The organism is Leclercia sp. LSNIH8, assembly GCF_002920195.1.
Lineage (GTDB): Bacteria > Pseudomonadota > Gammaproteobacteria > Enterobacterales > Enterobacteriaceae > Enterobacter.
Window position 1 is genome coordinate 258,773 of the sequence record NZ_PQJY01000004.1, and the last position, 14,242, is coordinate 273,014.

Consider the following 14,242-nt stretch of genomic DNA (forward strand, 5'->3'; position numbering starts at 1 on the left):
GTTGCTAACACTGATAAAAAGCCAGCTTGCGCTGGCTTTTTTTATGCCTGTTTTCTGGATACCGCACTGCCGGCATCTTTTACCAGCCGCAGGGTATCGACCATCCCCAGCAGACAGACCAGCGCAATGGCTACAAACGCCAGCCGGAAGCTGATGCCCGGTAGCGACGCCATCCCCAGCCATTCGCTACACACTTCGCCGATGCGGATCCCGATGGCGCCGAGGGTGATCCCCAGCCCCACTGCCAGCTGGGTGGCGGTGGAAAATAGGGTGTTGGCATAGCTCATCTGCGGCGAAGGCACATCCGCAAAAGCAAGGGTACTGATGGCGGTAAACTGAATGGAACGGAACACGCCGCCCAGATAAAGGATCAGCATAATGAGCCACACCGGGGTTTGTGGGGTCAGGAAAGCGCAGGCCAGCAGAGCCAGCACGTTCAGCGCGCCGTTGATTAGAAGTAGCTTCTTAAACCCCAGTCCGCGAATCAGCGGCGTGGTTGCCGGTTTGATGGTCAGGTTGCCGACAAAGACGGCCAGCACCAGCAAACCGGAGTGGAACGCATCCATGCCGAATCCTACCTGAAAGAGCAGCGGCAGCAAAAACGGCACGGCGCTGATGGAGGCGCGAAACAGCGACCCGCCGTACATCGTCACCCGAAAGGTGGGTACCTGCAAGGCGTCGAGGCGGATCATCGGCCACTCGGCGCGCCGGAAATGGCGCAGGGCATAAATCATGGTCACTATTCCTGTTGCCAGCAGTGCAAGGGTCATGCCTGTATTCATCTCCTGCGCCCCCATCATCTCCATGGCATAGACCAGACTCACCATCGCCACTGAGGTGGCGATAAAGCCCGGCGTATCGAATGGGCGACGGGCCTCTTCATAGATATCGGGAATAATGCGCAGCGCCAGCACGATAGCTATCAGCCCTAACGGCACGTTAATAAAGAAGATCCAGCGCCAGTTGGCATAGCTGGTAATAAAGCCTCCCAGCGGCGGGCCGATGATGGGTGCCACCAGCGCGGGCCAGGTGAGGGTGGCGATGGCGGTAATCAACAGGTGCTTAGGCGTGGTGCGCAATACGGCAAGGCGGCCTACCGGCACCATTAATGCACCGCCCATTCCCTGCAATATGCGCATGGCGATGAACTGATCCACGCTGGTGGCGAGACCGCACAGCACCGAGGCGAGAGTGAAGATTGCCAGGGCTAGGGTGAACACCTTACGCGCGCCAAAGCGATCGGCGATCCAGCCGCTGGCCGGAATAAGCACCGCCAGGGTAATGAGGTAGGCGCTGATCCCGAGATTAAGATCGACCGCCTGCACGCCAAAGCTTTTCGCCATATCGGGTAACGCCGTGGCGATCACCGTGCCGTCAAGAAACTCCATAAAGAACGCGCCGGCTACCAGCAGCGCGGCGGGAGAGATCCCGCTGGCCGCTTTGCCGGAGTGATTTTCGGTCATTTTTTCTCTGCCACTTAAAAATTTTTTTAAAAATTTACTGGAACACGTTGTGCGTTAATACTCTGAATTATATTCGTTTTTAAACGGAACATCGTTTTGTTTTAAATAAACTGCCGTGATGAATATCACAAAACCATTGATTTTTGTGATGGAGGTCATATTATAGCCGCATCAACAATAACACCTGCATAACACTTAGCCGGAGCATACCGATGAAATTGCGCAAGATCCTGAAAAGCATGTTCGAATCCTACTGCAAGACCTTTAAGGACGTACCGCCAGGCGCGATGTTCTGATAAGAAAAACCTGCTCCGGCAGGTTTTTTTGTGCCTGTACGCCGCATCAGGGCTGACGTTTTGCTACTATGACGGCCTTTCAAACAGGAGAAGCCTATGTCTCAAAACCTGAGTGCCGATCAGGAAATGATCTCTGACGTCGTTGCATGCCAGCTGGTCATCAAACAAATTCTTGATGTGATTGAAATCATTGCGCCCGCAGAAGTCCGCGAGAAAATGTCCAGTCAACTGAAAAACATCGATTTCGCCAGCAATCCTGCGTCGGCCGACCCTGTTACGCTGCGCGCCGTACAGAAAGCCATTGCGCTGATCGAGCTGAAGTTCACGCCGCAGGGCGAGTCTCACTAAAATAAACCGGTGTTTTGAATTTACAAACGGTTTTGTGAGAATAATGTGAACGGGCGACCCTGGGTCGCCCGGAACAAGAATTACGTGAAGGTCTGCACCAGTAGGTTGGTGACGCTTTTGCAAAAAATTACCCGGCACAGGCCGGGTAATTTAGTTAACGCGCAGAATCAGTGGTGCTGACGGCTGACGACGTTAAGCAACTGGCGATCGGTCTGTTCGAGACCCATGCCGGTGCGACGCGCCTGGCGAACTTCATCAAGGATGGTTTTGAGTAATACCCCATCCTGCTGCTGTTCTTTTTCAATATCATGCAGGAAGTTGAGCGTAGAAATATCTTTCATTTTCCGCGCTTCATCCGTTAATTGATTCAGCGTCTGACAGCGCTGCTCATACTCTTCCAGTGTGCGCTGGAAAACCGCTTCCAGGCAATTGCACTCTTCGTCAGTCATATCCACGGGTTTCAGAACCGGCATCGCGCCTGATGCTTTTAAAAAATCGAAAACGCGCATCATTTGCGTGACGTTGTTCTGCGCCTGGAGGCGCAGGAAGGTCGCGGAACCGGTTAGCTGATGTTCTGAACACCACTCGCTGAGGTGCAAAGAGAGATTTGACGCATGAAACTCAAGGTTCATCTGCGTGTTGAGCCTGGTGATCATATCCGAGACAGCCATATCCATTCCCTTTTCTTCGTTTATGTAACCAAAAAAATAATCATCATTAACGATAGTTCACTACAGAATAAAAGCATTCTGTTTTCCCTGTATGTGATCCCAAATTCATTTCAGGCATCAGGTAGAATTCATAATAACAGCGAATCCTTTATAAGAAAATCCTTATAAATATATTCTTACTAAACCTTACCCGCCATCAGGAATTAAAAAAAATGAAGAATTTCGAGAAGAAAAGGGTGAGGATTTTCTTCAGTAAATCATTGTAATATATAAAATTGTATAAATTTAATACTGCTCGAAAAATGAAATTACTTCATGTCTTTCTCCGTCGCGGTGAAATAGGCGCTTAGCAAAAAAATGATAATTATTCCTGCCAGGTAGAATACAGAAAATTCTGGTTTTTAATAGATTTTTACAGTTGGTGAAAATTGCGCCAGATCATTTTTGCTGAAAATAGTGCGATATGTGATCCCGCTGGAAGTTTTCCGCCCTGTACACGGTGAAAATGAAACATTGTTTTATGTTTCACTAGCGGAGTTCATTATGGCAAAAGTAGCGGTGCTGCTGGCACCCGGATTTGAAGAGGCGGAAGCGATTATCACTATCGATATCTTACGCCGTCTCCACATTGAGGTAGAAACCCTGGCCTGCGCCGAGTCGCGCGCGGTGGTGAGCTACCATAATATCCCGATGGTGGCGGACAGCACCCTCAGCGAAAAAATCGACAGTTACTACGACGCGGTCGTTTTACCCGGCGGCCCGCAGGGCAGCGTGAATCTGGCGGCCAGTGCTGATGTGGTGCGTTTTGTCGCCGCGCATGACGACGCGGGGAAATTTATCGCCCCAATCTGTTCGGCTGCGGCGCGCGTGCTGGGCGGCAATGGCCTGTTAAAAGGGCGTCGCTATGTCTGCTCGGGAGAGCTCTGGCAGGAAATTCAGGACGGCGAATATGTCGATGCGCCAGTGGTGGAAGATGGCAACCTCATCAGCGGCAAGGGGCTGGGCCATGCCTTTGACTTTGCGCTGACGCTCTCAGCACGTCTGCTGGGTGATGAAGCGCCGGTACGCGATCACGCCGAGCATATCTATTATCCCTGGTAATACGATGCCGGGCGCCAGCGCGCCCGGATCACAAGGATTTCTTAGCTAATCTTATGGACTAATCTGCTTTACCCCTTTCCATTTGTCAGACAAATACCTGCATATTTATGTCTTTTTCCGCTGAATCTATGTACGCAATTACTGTAATTCTGCGGTGTGATGGCGCTCTCTTATGGATGATTAATTTCCCGCTAAAACTATCTCAAGCAAATGCGCTTAATACACGCCTGGCGCTAATGCCTTGTTTTAAGTCCGATTAAAAACATTTTAGTTGTTATTCCCCTACAAATTAAAACGCTAAAGCTGGAGTTAACCATGCACAAATTTACTAAAGCGCTGGCGGCCATCGGTCTGGCTGCCGTTATGTCACAATCCGCTATGGCGGAGAACCTGAAGCTCGGTTTCCTGGTGAAGCAACCGGAAGAGCCATGGTTCCAGACAGAGTGGAAATTTGCCGATAAAGCCGGGAAAGATTTGGGTTTTGAAGTCATTAAAATTGCTGTGCCGGATGGTGAAAAAACGCTGAACGCTATTGACAGTCTGGCAGCCAGCGGCGCGAAAGGGTTTGTCATCTGTACTCCGGATCCCAAACTGGGCTCGGCTATCGTGGCGAAAGCGCGTGGCTACGACATGAAAGTTATCGCCGTGGACGACCAGTTCGTGAATGCCAAAGGCAAGCCGATGGATACCGTGCCGCTGGTGATGATGGCGGCGACCAAAATCGGCGAGCGTCAGGGCCAGGAGCTCTATAAAGAGATGCAAAAACGCGGCTGGGACGTGAAGGACACCGCGGTTATGGCGATCACCGCCGATGAACTGGATACCGCACGCCGTCGTACCACCGGCTCGATGGAAGCCCTGAAAGCGGCCGGCTTCCCGGAAAAACAGATCTACAAAGTGCCAACCAAATCCAACGACATCCCGGGCGCTTTCGATGCGGCCAACTCCATGCTGGTGCAACACCCTGAAGTGAAACACTGGCTGGTAGTGGGGATGAACGACAACACCGTACTGGGCGGCGTGCGCGCCACCGAAGGCCAGGGCTTCAAAGCGGCAGATGTTATCGGCATCGGCATCAACGGCGTTGATGCGGTGAGCGAGCTCTCTAAAGCGCAGGCCACCGGCTTCTACGGCTCTCTGCTGCCAAGCCCGGACGTACATGGCTATAAATCCAGCGAAATGCTCTACAACTGGGTCACCAAAGGTGCCGAGCCAGCGAAATTCACTGAAGTTACCGACGTGGTGCTGATCACCCGTGACAACTTCAAAGCAGAGCTGGAGAAAAAGGGACTGGGCGGTAAGTAATTCACTGTGATTGCGCCCCCCGTAGCATCGGGGGGCCAGACGTTCACTACTCGATCCTCGGAGACGTTATGCAACAGTCTGAACCGTATCTCTCTTTTCGCGGCATCGGCAAAACCTTTCCCGGTGTCAACGCGCTGACCGACATCAGCTTTGACTGCTATGCGGGTCAGGTTCATGCCCTGATGGGTGAGAACGGCGCCGGAAAATCCACGCTGTTGAAGATCCTCAGCGGTAACTACACCCCCACGACAGGCACCCTCGCCATCCAGGGCAAAGAGGTCGCCTTCGCGGACACCACCGCCGCGCTGAATGCCGGTGTCGCCATCATCTACCAGGAACTGCATCTGGTGCCGGAGATGACCGTGGCGGAGAACATCTATCTTGGGCAGCTTCCGCATAAGGGCGGTTTTGTGAACCGTTCGCTGCTCAACTATGAGGCCGGTCTGCAACTGAAGCACCTTGGGCTGGATATTGATCCCCAGACCCCGCTCAAGTATCTCTCCATCGGCCAGTGGCAGATGGTGGAAATTGCCAAGGCGCTGGCGCGCAATGCCAAAATTATCGCCTTTGACGAACCCACCAGCTCGCTGTCGGCGCGTGAAATCGAGAACCTGTTCCGGGTGATCCGCGAGCTGCGCAAAGAGGGGCGCATCATTCTGTACGTATCGCACCGTATGGAGGAGATCTTCGCCCTCAGCGACGCTATTACCGTGTTTAAAGATGGTCGCTATGTTCGCACCTTCAGCGACATGCAGCAGGTCAACCACGACCTGCTGGTACAGGCGATGGTAGGGCGCGAACTGGGTGATATCTATCACTGGGAACCGCGCCAGTATGGTGGCGAGCTGCTGCGCCTCGAAGAGGTAAAAGCCCCCGGCGTACGCACCCCGGTAAGCCTGACGGTGCGCAGCGGTGAAATCGTTGGCCTGTTCGGGCTGGTAGGGGCAGGGCGCAGCGAGTTGATGAAAGGACTGTTTGGCGGCACCCGCATTACGGGCGGCCAGGTGTTTATCGACGGCCAGCCTGTCGACATTCAGAAACCGGCCCATGCCATTCGCGCAGGGATGATGCTCTGCCCGGAAGATCGTAAAGCCGAAGGGATCATCCCGGTGCACTCGGTGCGGGACAACATCAATATCTCGGCCCGCCGGAAAACCATTCGTGCCGGATGCCTGATTAACGACACGTGGGAGGTCAGCAACGCCGATCACCACATTCGATCGCTCAACATCAAAACCCCGGGCGCGGAACAGCTGATTATGAATCTCTCCGGTGGCAACCAGCAAAAGGCCATTCTGGGCCGCTGGCTGTCGGAAGAGATGAAGGTGATCCTGCTGGATGAACCGACACGCGGTATCGACGTGGGCGCCAAGCACGAAATCTATAACGTCATTTATGCCCTGGCAAAACGTGGCGTGGCGGTGCTCTTCGCCTCCAGCGATCTGCCGGAAGTACTGGGCGTGGCCGACCGTATCGTGGTGATGCGTGAAGGGGCCATTGCCGGTGAATTGCTACATGAACAGGCGAATGAACAGCAGGCGTTAAGCCTCGCCATGCCTAAAGTCAGTCAGGCTGTCGCCTGAGTAAGGAGAATAAGATGTCCTCTGTCACTACATCCGGAGCGCCGAAATCGGCCTTCAGCTTTGGGCGGATCTGGGATCAATACGGCATGCTGGTCGTGTTTGCCGTACTGTTCCTCGGCTGCGCCATCTTTGTGCCTAACTTCGCCACCTTCATTAACATGAAAGGGCTGGGTCTCGCCATCTCCATGTCGGGCATGGTGGCCTGCGGGATGCTGTTCTGTCTGGCATCCGGCGACTTCGACCTGTCGGTCGCCTCGGTTATCGCCTGCGCGGGGGTAACCACCGCCGTCGTTATCAACATGACCGAAAGCCTGTGGATTGGGGTGGCGGCCGGGCTGCTGCTCGGGGTGCTCAGCGGGCTGGTAAACGGCTTCGTGATTGCGCGCCTGAAAATCAACGCCCTGATCACCACGCTCGCCACCATGCAGATTGTGCGTGGGCTGGCCTACATCATCTCTGACGGTAAAGCGGTGGGGATTGAAGATGAGCGCTTCTTCACCCTCGGCTACGCCAACTGGCTCGGTCTGCCAGCCCCTATCTGGCTGACCGTCGGCTGCCTGATCATTTTTGGTTTCCTGCTCAACAGAACCACCTTTGGCCGTAATACTCTGGCGATTGGTGGTAATGAAGAGGCGGCGCGTCTGGCGGGTGTCCCGGTAGTACGGACCAAGATCATCATCTTCGTGCTTTCCGGTCTGGTGTCGGCGGCGGCGGGGATTATTCTGGCTTCACGTATGACCAGCGGCCAGCCAATGACCTCTATCGGCTATGAGCTGATCGTCATCTCAGCCTGCGTTTTAGGTGGCGTATCGCTGAAGGGCGGCATCGGAAAAATCTCATATGTGGTGGCCGGGATCCTGATTCTCGGGACGGTTGAGAACGCCATGAATCTGCTGAACATCTCCCCGTTCTCGCAGTATGTGGTACGTGGCCTGATCCTGCTTGCGGCGGTGATTTTCGACCGTTACAAGCAAAAAGCAAAGCGTACCGTTTAACCCTTTTTTCCACCCCCTCCCGGCTTAACTTTTAAGTGTAGCCCCCCTTCCCAGCCGCAGCGGGAAGGGGGATGTCAAATGGCGAGCCCCGTCACACTGTCTATACTTACATGGCTACTGAGATGTTTGCCGTTTTTCATCTCGCCAACTGTAAGGAGGATCAGGGTGGCCGATACGTTAACTTCACCGCCTTTACTATCAGAAAACTTTGCGTACTTTTTCGACCTCGACGGGACCCTTGCTACCATCAAGCCACACCCCGATGAGGTAGTTGTTCCCGCAGAAGTATTACAGGCACTGAATCAGCTGGCACAGCTGAATGAGGGGGCACTGGCATTGATATCAGGGCGTTCAATGGCCGAGCTGGACCAGCTCGCCAGACCCTACCGTTTCCCGCTTGCCGGTGTACACGGGGCGGAGCGCCGCGACATCCATGGTCATTCGCAATCCGTTTCCCTTCCCCCGGATCTGATCCAGACGCTGCATGCGCAGCTTACAACGGCGCTTTTATATCTGCCTGGCACCGAACTTGAAGCCAAAGGGATGGCATTTGCAATCCACTACCGTCAGGCTCAGGAATATGAGAAGAATATTTTCGCCCTGGCGGAACAGATCGTGCACGACAATCCGCAGCTGTCACTCCAGCCAGGTAAATGTGTAGTTGAAATCAAACCGAGAGGGATCCATAAAGGCGAGGCTATCTCAGCCTTTATGCATGAAGCGCCTTTCCTCGGCAGAACGCCGGTTTTCTTTGGTGATGACCTCACCGATGAGCATGGCTTTGAAGTGGTGAATCAGCTCAAAGGGGTATCAGTGAAAGTCGGCGCAGGTGAGACCAAAGCCAGCTGGCGGCTGGCTACGGTACCTGATGTCTGGCAATGGGTAATAAAAGCCGCTAACCATCAACAAGAACAAGAAATAGCGCAAATTAACAGGAGAAAACCTTATGGGTCGCTTGATCGTAGTTTCTAATCGCATCGCTCCCCCGGATGATAAAAAAGCCAGCGCAGGTGGCCTGGCAGTTGGGGTGCTGGGGGCGTTAAAAAGTACGGGGGGGCTCTGGTTTGGCTGGAGTGGAGAGATTGGTAATGAGGACAAACCGCTAAAAAAGGTGACGCGCGGGAATATCACCTGGGCCTCGTTTAATCTCAGTGAACAGAATTACGATGAGTATTACAGCCAGTTCTCCAATGCCGTACTGTGGCCAGCCTTCCACTATCGCCTCGACCTGGTAAAGTTTAAGCGCGAGGCCTGGGAAGGGTACACGCGGGTCAATAGCCTACTGGCCGATAAGCTGCTGCCGTTAGTCCAGCAAGACGACGTGCTATGGATACACGATTATCATCTGCTGCCGTTTGCCAGCGAGCTGCGCAAGCGCGGCGTCAACAACCGGATTGGCTTCTTCCTGCATATCCCGTTCCCGACCCCGGAGATCTTCAACGCGCTGCCGCCGAGCGACGAGCTGCTTGAACAGCTCTGCGATTACGATCTGCTGGGCTTCCAGACCGAAAATGACCGCCTGGCCTTCCTCGACAGCGTGGCCAGCAAAACGCGCCTGACGGCACATGACGATGACACGCACTCCGCCTGGGGCAAGCGCTTCCGCACTGAGGTCTATCCGATTGGTATTGAGCCGGACGAGATTATCGAGCAGGCTTCCGGGCCGCTGCCGCCTAAGCTGGCGCAGCTGAAAGAAGAGCTGAAGCACGTAAAAAACATCTTCTCTGTTGAGCGTCTCGATTACTCCAAAGGGCTGCCGGAGCGTTTTCAGGCCTATGAGACTCTGCTGGAGAATTATCCTGAGCACCACGGTAAGATCCGCTATACCCAAATCGCACCGACCTCGCGCGGCGAGGTGCAGGCCTATCAGGACATCCGACATCAGCTTGAGAACGAAGCCGGTCGCATTAACGGCCGCTACGGCCAGTTGGGCTGGACGCCGCTGTTCTATCTCAACCAGCATTTTGAGCGCAAAATCCTGATGAAGGTGTTCCGCTATGCCGATGTCGGCCTGGTCACGCCGCTGCGTGACGGGATGAACCTGGTGGCGAAGGAGTATGTCGCCGCGCAGGATCCGGCCGACCCGGGCGTGCTGGTGCTGTCGCAGTTTGCCGGTGCCGCTAACGAGCTCACCTCGGCGCTGATCGTTAACCCGTACGATCGGGACGATGTTGCCAATGCTCTGCACCGTGCGCTGAATATGCCCCTCACGGAGCGTATTTCACGCCATGCCGATATGATGAAAGTGATCCGCGAAAATGATATTGACCGCTGGCAGGCGCGCTTCACTGAGGATTTGAAGCAGATTACTCCCCGCAGCGTGGAGAGCAATCTGCAAAAAAAGGTCGCAACGTTCCCTAAACTTGCCTGATAAATATTCCACTCAGGGCATTACACTGCCCTGAGTGGAATTAACAGCACATCCACTTTACTGTTGTTAACGATTGTTTTTGCGGAACAAGCAGCACGTGAAAAAAAGCTGTGGTTATGATTTCCGCATATCACCAGGTCAACACGTTGTTTGTGACATATATCAAGTATCCTCTCGCTTAATTCTCCCGTTGCACAAAGCGTTTGTGCAATGGGATATTCTGCACGCGCAATGAGATCATCCAGAAATTGCTGGGTTTCCTCCTGAAGAACGCCACGAATATCTTCCAGCATCGGTGCGGCCAGTTGATTGTACATTTCAGGATCGGCGGAAAGGGTGACCAGAGTGATGCGTGCCTGAGTCGGTCGGGCGATAGCGACCGCTTTGGCGACCAGTTGATGGCTTTCGGGGGAAACTGAAACAGAAACAAGGATATGGGAGTAACTCATGGTACCCTCCGGACGTATCTGTACATTAGCTATTCCTCAGCTTTAGCGCGATTTTTTGGCCTTCGCAAGGGGTGAAGGTGACATTCATGTGATACTTATCATAATTATTCATTAAATATTCTTATGTAATGAATAGCGCTAAACCCTCATAAGGGGGGTAAAGCCGCTATCTTAACGTAAATCATACAAATATATTCCCTGCAAAAACAAGGGGATTTACCTCTTCGCAACACCCATTCAGCCATAAACGTAATAAAATACTTACGTTTTGACCCTAGTATTAATCCTTTAATTTCAATTCCTTACCATATTGTTTCTATCTTAGACATGGGAGGCTGTTTTGCAAATTTGTTACTTGTCAACCCCAGGCAAGTAACGTGCCTGGTTTCTTCATACTTCTGCATGAATATTCGGCGATACAGAATATATCTTTGCCTTATTTGTTTAAAAAACAGACAAATTAGTAGTGACGCTGATGGGTTTTTGGTTCGCATTCACCTAAATTATGTGACGTAGATCACATTTATTTTAAATTTCAGGCGAGGCCGCATTGTATGTCCTACAGTGGACGGGTAAAGTTGCCGCGAATTAGGAAAAGTCTTAGTTAATTGTAAGAAGCGATAAATGTGTAAGAGACAAAATTTGTTTTTCTTAACGTGATTCATCGATACAAAACTTAATTCAACTATGCGTTTTAGCCTTTTCTTTTTTTTACCGGGGTTTTCCCGGCGACATCACGGGGTGCGGGTCGACCGCACAAGAAATTAAAGTGTTATTCGGGAAGGGATAAATGAACACATCCGAATTGCTAAAACACATTTATGACATCAACCTGTCATATTTATTGCTTGCACAACGTTTGATTAGCCAGGATAAAGCCTCCGCAATGTTCCGTCTGGGCATTCAGGAAGAAATGGCCACCACGCTTGGCGGTTTAACGTTGCCGCAGATGGTGAAACTGGCCGAAACAAACCAACTGGTTTGCCAGTTCCGCTTTGATAATCACCAGACCGTCACGCAACTGACTCAGGAATCCCGCGTGGATGACCTGCAACAGGTTCACACCGGCATTCTGCTTTCTACCCGTTTGCTTAACGAAATCAGCCAGCCTGATGACGTAGCCCGTAAGAAAAGGGCTTAAAAATGAGTGAGAAGAGCATTGTTCAGGAAGCGCGTGATATTCAACTGGCCATGGAACTGATTACGCTAGGTGCTCGTTTGCAAATGCTTGAAAGCGAAACCCAGCTGAGCCGTGGTCGTCTTATCAAACTGTACAAAGAATTACGTGGCAGCCCACCACCAAAAGGGATGCTGCCATTCTCTACCGACTGGTTTATGACCTGGGAGCAGAATATTCATGCTTCCATGTTCTGTAATGCCTGGCAGTACCTGCTCAAGACCGGCTTATGCAGCGGCGTTGATGCGGTCATTAAAGCGTACAAACTTTACCTCGAGCAGTGCCCGCAGCCTGAAGAAGGCCCTTTGCTGGCCCTGACCCGCGCATGGACATTGGTGCGTTTTGTTGAGAGCGGATTGCTGGAACTCTCCCGCTGCAACTGCTGTAGCGGCAACTTTATCACCCATGCACATCAGCCCGCAGGCAGCTTCGCCTGCAGTTTGTGCCAACCACCGTCTCGTGCGGTAAAAAGACGTAAACTTTCCCGGGATGCTGCCGATAGTAATCCACAACTGCTGGATGAACAGATCGAACAGGCTGTTTAACCCGAACGTGTGGGCAAGGATCCAGCAGCGGTAAGAGATTACCGCTGCTTTTTTTTGCCCCGCAGAAGGATAAACCCCGACCTGCGCATCCTGGCTACAGTCACTAGCGGAAGGATGATGTCGTGCTTATCGTATTAGGTTACCTGGTAGTTCTCGGTACAGTTTTCGGCGGTTACATGATGACCGGCGGGCACCTTGGGGCACTCTATCAACCGGCCGAACTGATTATTATCGGTGGTGCAGGGGTGGGGGCGTTTATCGTTGGCAACAACGGCAAGGCGATCAAGGGAACGTTAAAAGCGTTGCCGTTACTGTTCCGTCGTTCGAAATACACCAAAAGTATGTATATGGACCTTCTGGCGCTGCTCTATCGCCTGATGGCCAAGTCGCGTCAACAGGGAATGTTCTCCCTGGAGCGTGATATTGAGAATCCGAAAGAGAGCGAGATCTTTGCCAGCTACCCGCGCATTATCGCCGATAAAATGATGCTTGAGTTCATCGTCGACTATCTGCGTCTCATCATCAGCGGCAACATGAACACCTTCGAAATCGAAGCGTTGATGGACGAAGAGATCGAAACGCATGAAAGCGAAGCTGAAGTCCCGGCCAACAGCCTGGCGATGGTGGGGGACTCCCTGCCTGCGTTTGGTATCGTTGCGGCAGTTATGGGGGTCGTTCACGCCCTGGCCTCGGCGGATCGTCCGGCGGCTGAACTGGGCGCCTTGATCGCGCACGCCATGGTGGGGACCTTCCTCGGCATCCTGCTGGCGTACGGATTTATCTCTCCGCTGGCGACTGTATTGCGTCAGAAGAGCGCTGAAACCACCAAAATGATGCAGTGCGTCAAAATCACGCTGCTCTCGAATCTTAACGGTTATGCCCCGCCGATCGCGGTAGAATTTGGCCGTAAAACCCTGTACTCCAGCGAGCGTCCGTCGTTTATTGAGCTTGAAGAGCACGTACGCGCTGTGAAGAACCCAAACCAGCAGACGAGCACTGAGGACGCATGAAAAACCAGTCCCATCCCATCGTCATAGTCAAAAAGCGCAAGCATAAAGGGCATGGAGGCCATCATGGTGGCTCGTGGAAAATCGCCTACGCCGATTTCATGACCGCGATGATGGCGTTTTTCCTGGTGATGTGGCTGATCTCTATCTCCAGCCCGAAAGAGCTGATTCAGATCGCAGAGTATTTCCGTACCCCGCTGGCGACGGCGGTGTCGGGGGGGCCGCGCATCTCCAACAGCGACAGTCCGATCCCGGGCGGTGGAGATGACTACACGCAAAAGCAGGGTGAGGTGAAGCGCGAGCCGAACATCGATGAGCTGAAAAGACGCATGGAGCAAAGCCGCCTGAAAAAACTGCGCGGCGATCTGGACCAGCTGATCGAAGCGGATCCGAAGCTGCGCGCCCTGCGTCCGCACCTGAAGATCGATCTCGTTCAGGAGGGGCTGCGCATTCAAATTATCGACAGCCAGAACCGTCCCATGTTTAAAACCGGCAGCGCCGATGTGGAGCCCTATATGCGCGATATCCTGCGCGCCATTGCGCCAGTGCTGAACGGGATTCCTAACCGAATCAGTCTTTCCGGTCACACCGATGACTTCCCTTACGCCGGTGGCGAAAAAGGGTACAGCAACTGGGAGCTCTCGGCGGATCGTGCAAACGCATCCCGTCGTGAGCTGGTGATCGGCGGGCTGGACGATGGCAAAGTGCTGCGCGTCGTCGGCATGGCCGCCACCATGCGCGTGACCGACCGCGGCCCGGACGACGCCATCAACCGCCGTATTAGTCTCTTAGTGCTCAACAAACAGGCAGAGCAGGCCATCCTGCACGAAAACGCCGAAAGTCAGAATGAGTCACTGGATGATTTAAAACAGCCAGGCCCTGCGCCTTCGGCTGCCGTTCCAACATCGCCACCAGCCAATCCGAGGTGATA

15 protein-coding genes are annotated in these 14,242 nt (G+C 53.1%); 12 read left to right on the forward strand and 3 right to left on the reverse strand.

Features of this window, described 5'->3' with window-relative positions:
• Nucleotides 1-41: 41 nt before the first annotated feature.
• Complete coding sequence (locus C3406_RS13275) at nucleotides 42-1,463, reverse strand: MFS transporter (protein ID WP_103822415.1); 1,422 nt, start codon at nucleotides 1,461-1,463, stop codon at nucleotides 42-44.
• Between the two features lie 212 nt (nucleotides 1,464-1,675).
• Between C3406_RS13275 and azuC the strand changes: the two genes are divergently transcribed.
• Together azuC and C3406_RS13285 are read left to right on the forward strand one after the other, a co-directional pair.
• Nucleotides 1,676-1,759: a stress response protein AzuC gene (gene azuC, locus C3406_RS13280; protein ID WP_098946254.1), complete on the forward strand. Its 84-nt coding sequence runs from the start codon at nucleotides 1,676-1,678 to the stop codon at nucleotides 1,757-1,759.
• A 96-nt stretch (nucleotides 1,760-1,855) separates the two neighbouring features.
• Nucleotides 1,856-2,107 (forward strand): DUF2766 family protein, encoded by a 252-nt coding sequence (locus C3406_RS13285; RefSeq protein ID WP_103822414.1) that lies wholly within the window; start codon nucleotides 1,856-1,858, stop codon nucleotides 2,105-2,107.
• Nucleotides 2,108-2,274: 167 nt separating this feature from the next.
• Here C3406_RS13285 and C3406_RS13290 read toward each other — a convergent pair whose 3' ends face one another.
• The gene (locus C3406_RS13290; RefSeq protein WP_103822516.1) at nucleotides 2,275-2,778 is read right to left on the reverse strand and encodes a non-heme ferritin-like protein; all 504 of its coding nucleotides are present in this window, start codon (nucleotides 2,776-2,778) and stop codon (nucleotides 2,275-2,277) included.
• A gap of 543 nt (nucleotides 2,779-3,321) precedes the next feature.
• On the opposite strand from C3406_RS13290, the gene C3406_RS13295 reads away from it, so the two are divergent.
• From C3406_RS13295 to otsA, 6 genes are all read left to right on the forward strand, one after another.
• Nucleotides 3,322-3,879: a DJ-1 family glyoxalase III gene (locus tag C3406_RS13295; RefSeq protein WP_103822413.1), complete on the forward strand. Its 558-nt coding sequence runs from the start codon at nucleotides 3,322-3,324 to the stop codon at nucleotides 3,877-3,879.
• A 315-nt stretch (nucleotides 3,880-4,194) separates the two neighbouring features.
• Nucleotides 4,195-5,184 (forward strand): arabinose ABC transporter substrate-binding protein AraF, encoded by a 990-nt coding sequence (araF, locus tag C3406_RS13305; RefSeq protein WP_103822412.1) that lies wholly within the window; start codon nucleotides 4,195-4,197, stop codon nucleotides 5,182-5,184.
• Between the two features lie 68 nt (nucleotides 5,185-5,252).
• Entirely contained in the window at nucleotides 5,253-6,767 is a 1,515-nt protein-coding gene (gene araG / locus C3406_RS13310) for an L-arabinose ABC transporter ATP-binding protein AraG (protein WP_103822411.1), read from the forward strand.
• A 14-nt stretch (nucleotides 6,768-6,781) separates the two neighbouring features.
• Nucleotides 6,782-7,762 carry an arabinose ABC transporter permease AraH gene (araH, locus tag C3406_RS13315; protein ID WP_103180100.1) on the forward strand — a complete coding sequence of 327 codons (981 nt, stop codon included), beginning with the start codon at nucleotides 6,782-6,784 and terminating at the stop codon, nucleotides 7,760-7,762.
• Nucleotides 7,763-7,927: 165 nt separating this feature from the next.
• Nucleotides 7,928-8,734 (forward strand): trehalose-phosphatase, encoded by an 807-nt coding sequence (gene otsB / locus C3406_RS13320; protein WP_103180099.1) that lies wholly within the window; start codon nucleotides 7,928-7,930, stop codon nucleotides 8,732-8,734.
• On the forward strand, nucleotides 8,709-10,133 hold the full coding sequence (gene otsA / locus C3406_RS13325; protein WP_103822410.1) for an alpha,alpha-trehalose-phosphate synthase: 1,425 nt from the start codon (nucleotides 8,709-8,711) through the stop codon (nucleotides 10,131-10,133). The genes otsB and otsA overlap by 26 nt, the downstream gene beginning before the upstream one ends.
• 20 nt (nucleotides 10,134-10,153) lie before the next feature.
• Here otsA and uspC read toward each other — a convergent pair whose 3' ends face one another.
• Complete coding sequence (gene uspC, locus C3406_RS13330) at nucleotides 10,154-10,582, reverse strand: universal stress protein UspC (protein ID WP_103822409.1); 429 nt, start codon at nucleotides 10,580-10,582, stop codon at nucleotides 10,154-10,156.
• A gap of 790 nt (nucleotides 10,583-11,372) precedes the next feature.
• Here uspC and flhD point away from each other — a divergent pair.
• The 4 genes from flhD to motB all read left to right on the forward strand — a co-directional run bounded on the left by flhD (nucleotide 11,373) and on the right by motB (nucleotide 14,240).
• A complete protein-coding gene (flhD, locus tag C3406_RS13335; RefSeq protein ID WP_103180096.1) occupies nucleotides 11,373-11,723 on the forward strand; it encodes a flagellar transcriptional regulator FlhD in 351 nt (116 codons plus the stop codon).
• A 2-nt stretch (nucleotides 11,724-11,725) separates the two neighbouring features.
• Nucleotides 11,726-12,304 carry a flagellar transcriptional regulator FlhC gene (flhC, locus tag C3406_RS13340; RefSeq protein WP_103180095.1) on the forward strand — a complete coding sequence of 193 codons (579 nt, stop codon included), beginning with the start codon at nucleotides 11,726-11,728 and terminating at the stop codon, nucleotides 12,302-12,304.
• 122 nt (nucleotides 12,305-12,426) lie between these two features.
• Nucleotides 12,427-13,314: a flagellar motor stator protein MotA gene (gene motA / locus C3406_RS13345; protein ID WP_103180094.1), complete on the forward strand. Its 888-nt coding sequence runs from the start codon at nucleotides 12,427-12,429 to the stop codon at nucleotides 13,312-13,314.
• Nucleotides 13,311-14,240 carry a flagellar motor protein MotB gene (gene motB / locus C3406_RS13350; RefSeq protein WP_103180093.1) on the forward strand — a complete coding sequence of 310 codons (930 nt, stop codon included), beginning with the start codon at nucleotides 13,311-13,313 and terminating at the stop codon, nucleotides 14,238-14,240. The genes motA and motB overlap by 4 nt, the downstream gene beginning before the upstream one ends.
• Nucleotides 14,241-14,242 lie beyond the last annotated feature (2 nt).

Coding starts and splice junctions, on each gene's coding strand:
- araH (WP_103180100.1), top strand. CDS start 6,782: ATGTCCTCTGTCACTACATCCGGAGCGCCGAAATCGGCCTTCAGCTTT.
- motB (WP_103180093.1), top strand. CDS start 13,311: ATGAAAAACCAGTCCCATCCCATCGTCATAGTCAAAAAGCGCAAGCAT.
- araF (WP_103822412.1), top strand. CDS start 4,195: ATGCACAAATTTACTAAAGCGCTGGCGGCCATCGGTCTGGCTGCCGTT.
- C3406_RS13275 (WP_103822415.1), bottom strand. CDS start 1,463: ATGACCGAAAATCACTCCGGCAAAGCGGCCAGCGGGATCTCTCCCGCC.
- azuC (WP_098946254.1), top strand. CDS start 1,676: ATGAAATTGCGCAAGATCCTGAAAAGCATGTTCGAATCCTACTGCAAG.
- C3406_RS13285 (WP_103822414.1), top strand. CDS start 1,856: ATGTCTCAAAACCTGAGTGCCGATCAGGAAATGATCTCTGACGTCGTT.
- flhC (WP_103180095.1), top strand. CDS start 11,726: ATGAGTGAGAAGAGCATTGTTCAGGAAGCGCGTGATATTCAACTGGCC.
- araG (WP_103822411.1), top strand. CDS start 5,253: ATGCAACAGTCTGAACCGTATCTCTCTTTTCGCGGCATCGGCAAAACC.
- otsA (WP_103822410.1), top strand. CDS start 8,709: ATGGGTCGCTTGATCGTAGTTTCTAATCGCATCGCTCCCCCGGATGAT.
- uspC (WP_103822409.1), bottom strand. CDS start 10,582: ATGAGTTACTCCCATATCCTTGTTTCTGTTTCAGTTTCCCCCGAAAGC.
- C3406_RS13290 (WP_103822516.1), bottom strand. CDS start 2,778: ATGGCTGTCTCGGATATGATCACCAGGCTCAACACGCAGATGAACCTT.
- C3406_RS13295 (WP_103822413.1), top strand. CDS start 3,322: ATGGCAAAAGTAGCGGTGCTGCTGGCACCCGGATTTGAAGAGGCGGAA.
- flhD (WP_103180096.1), top strand. CDS start 11,373: ATGAACACATCCGAATTGCTAAAACACATTTATGACATCAACCTGTCA.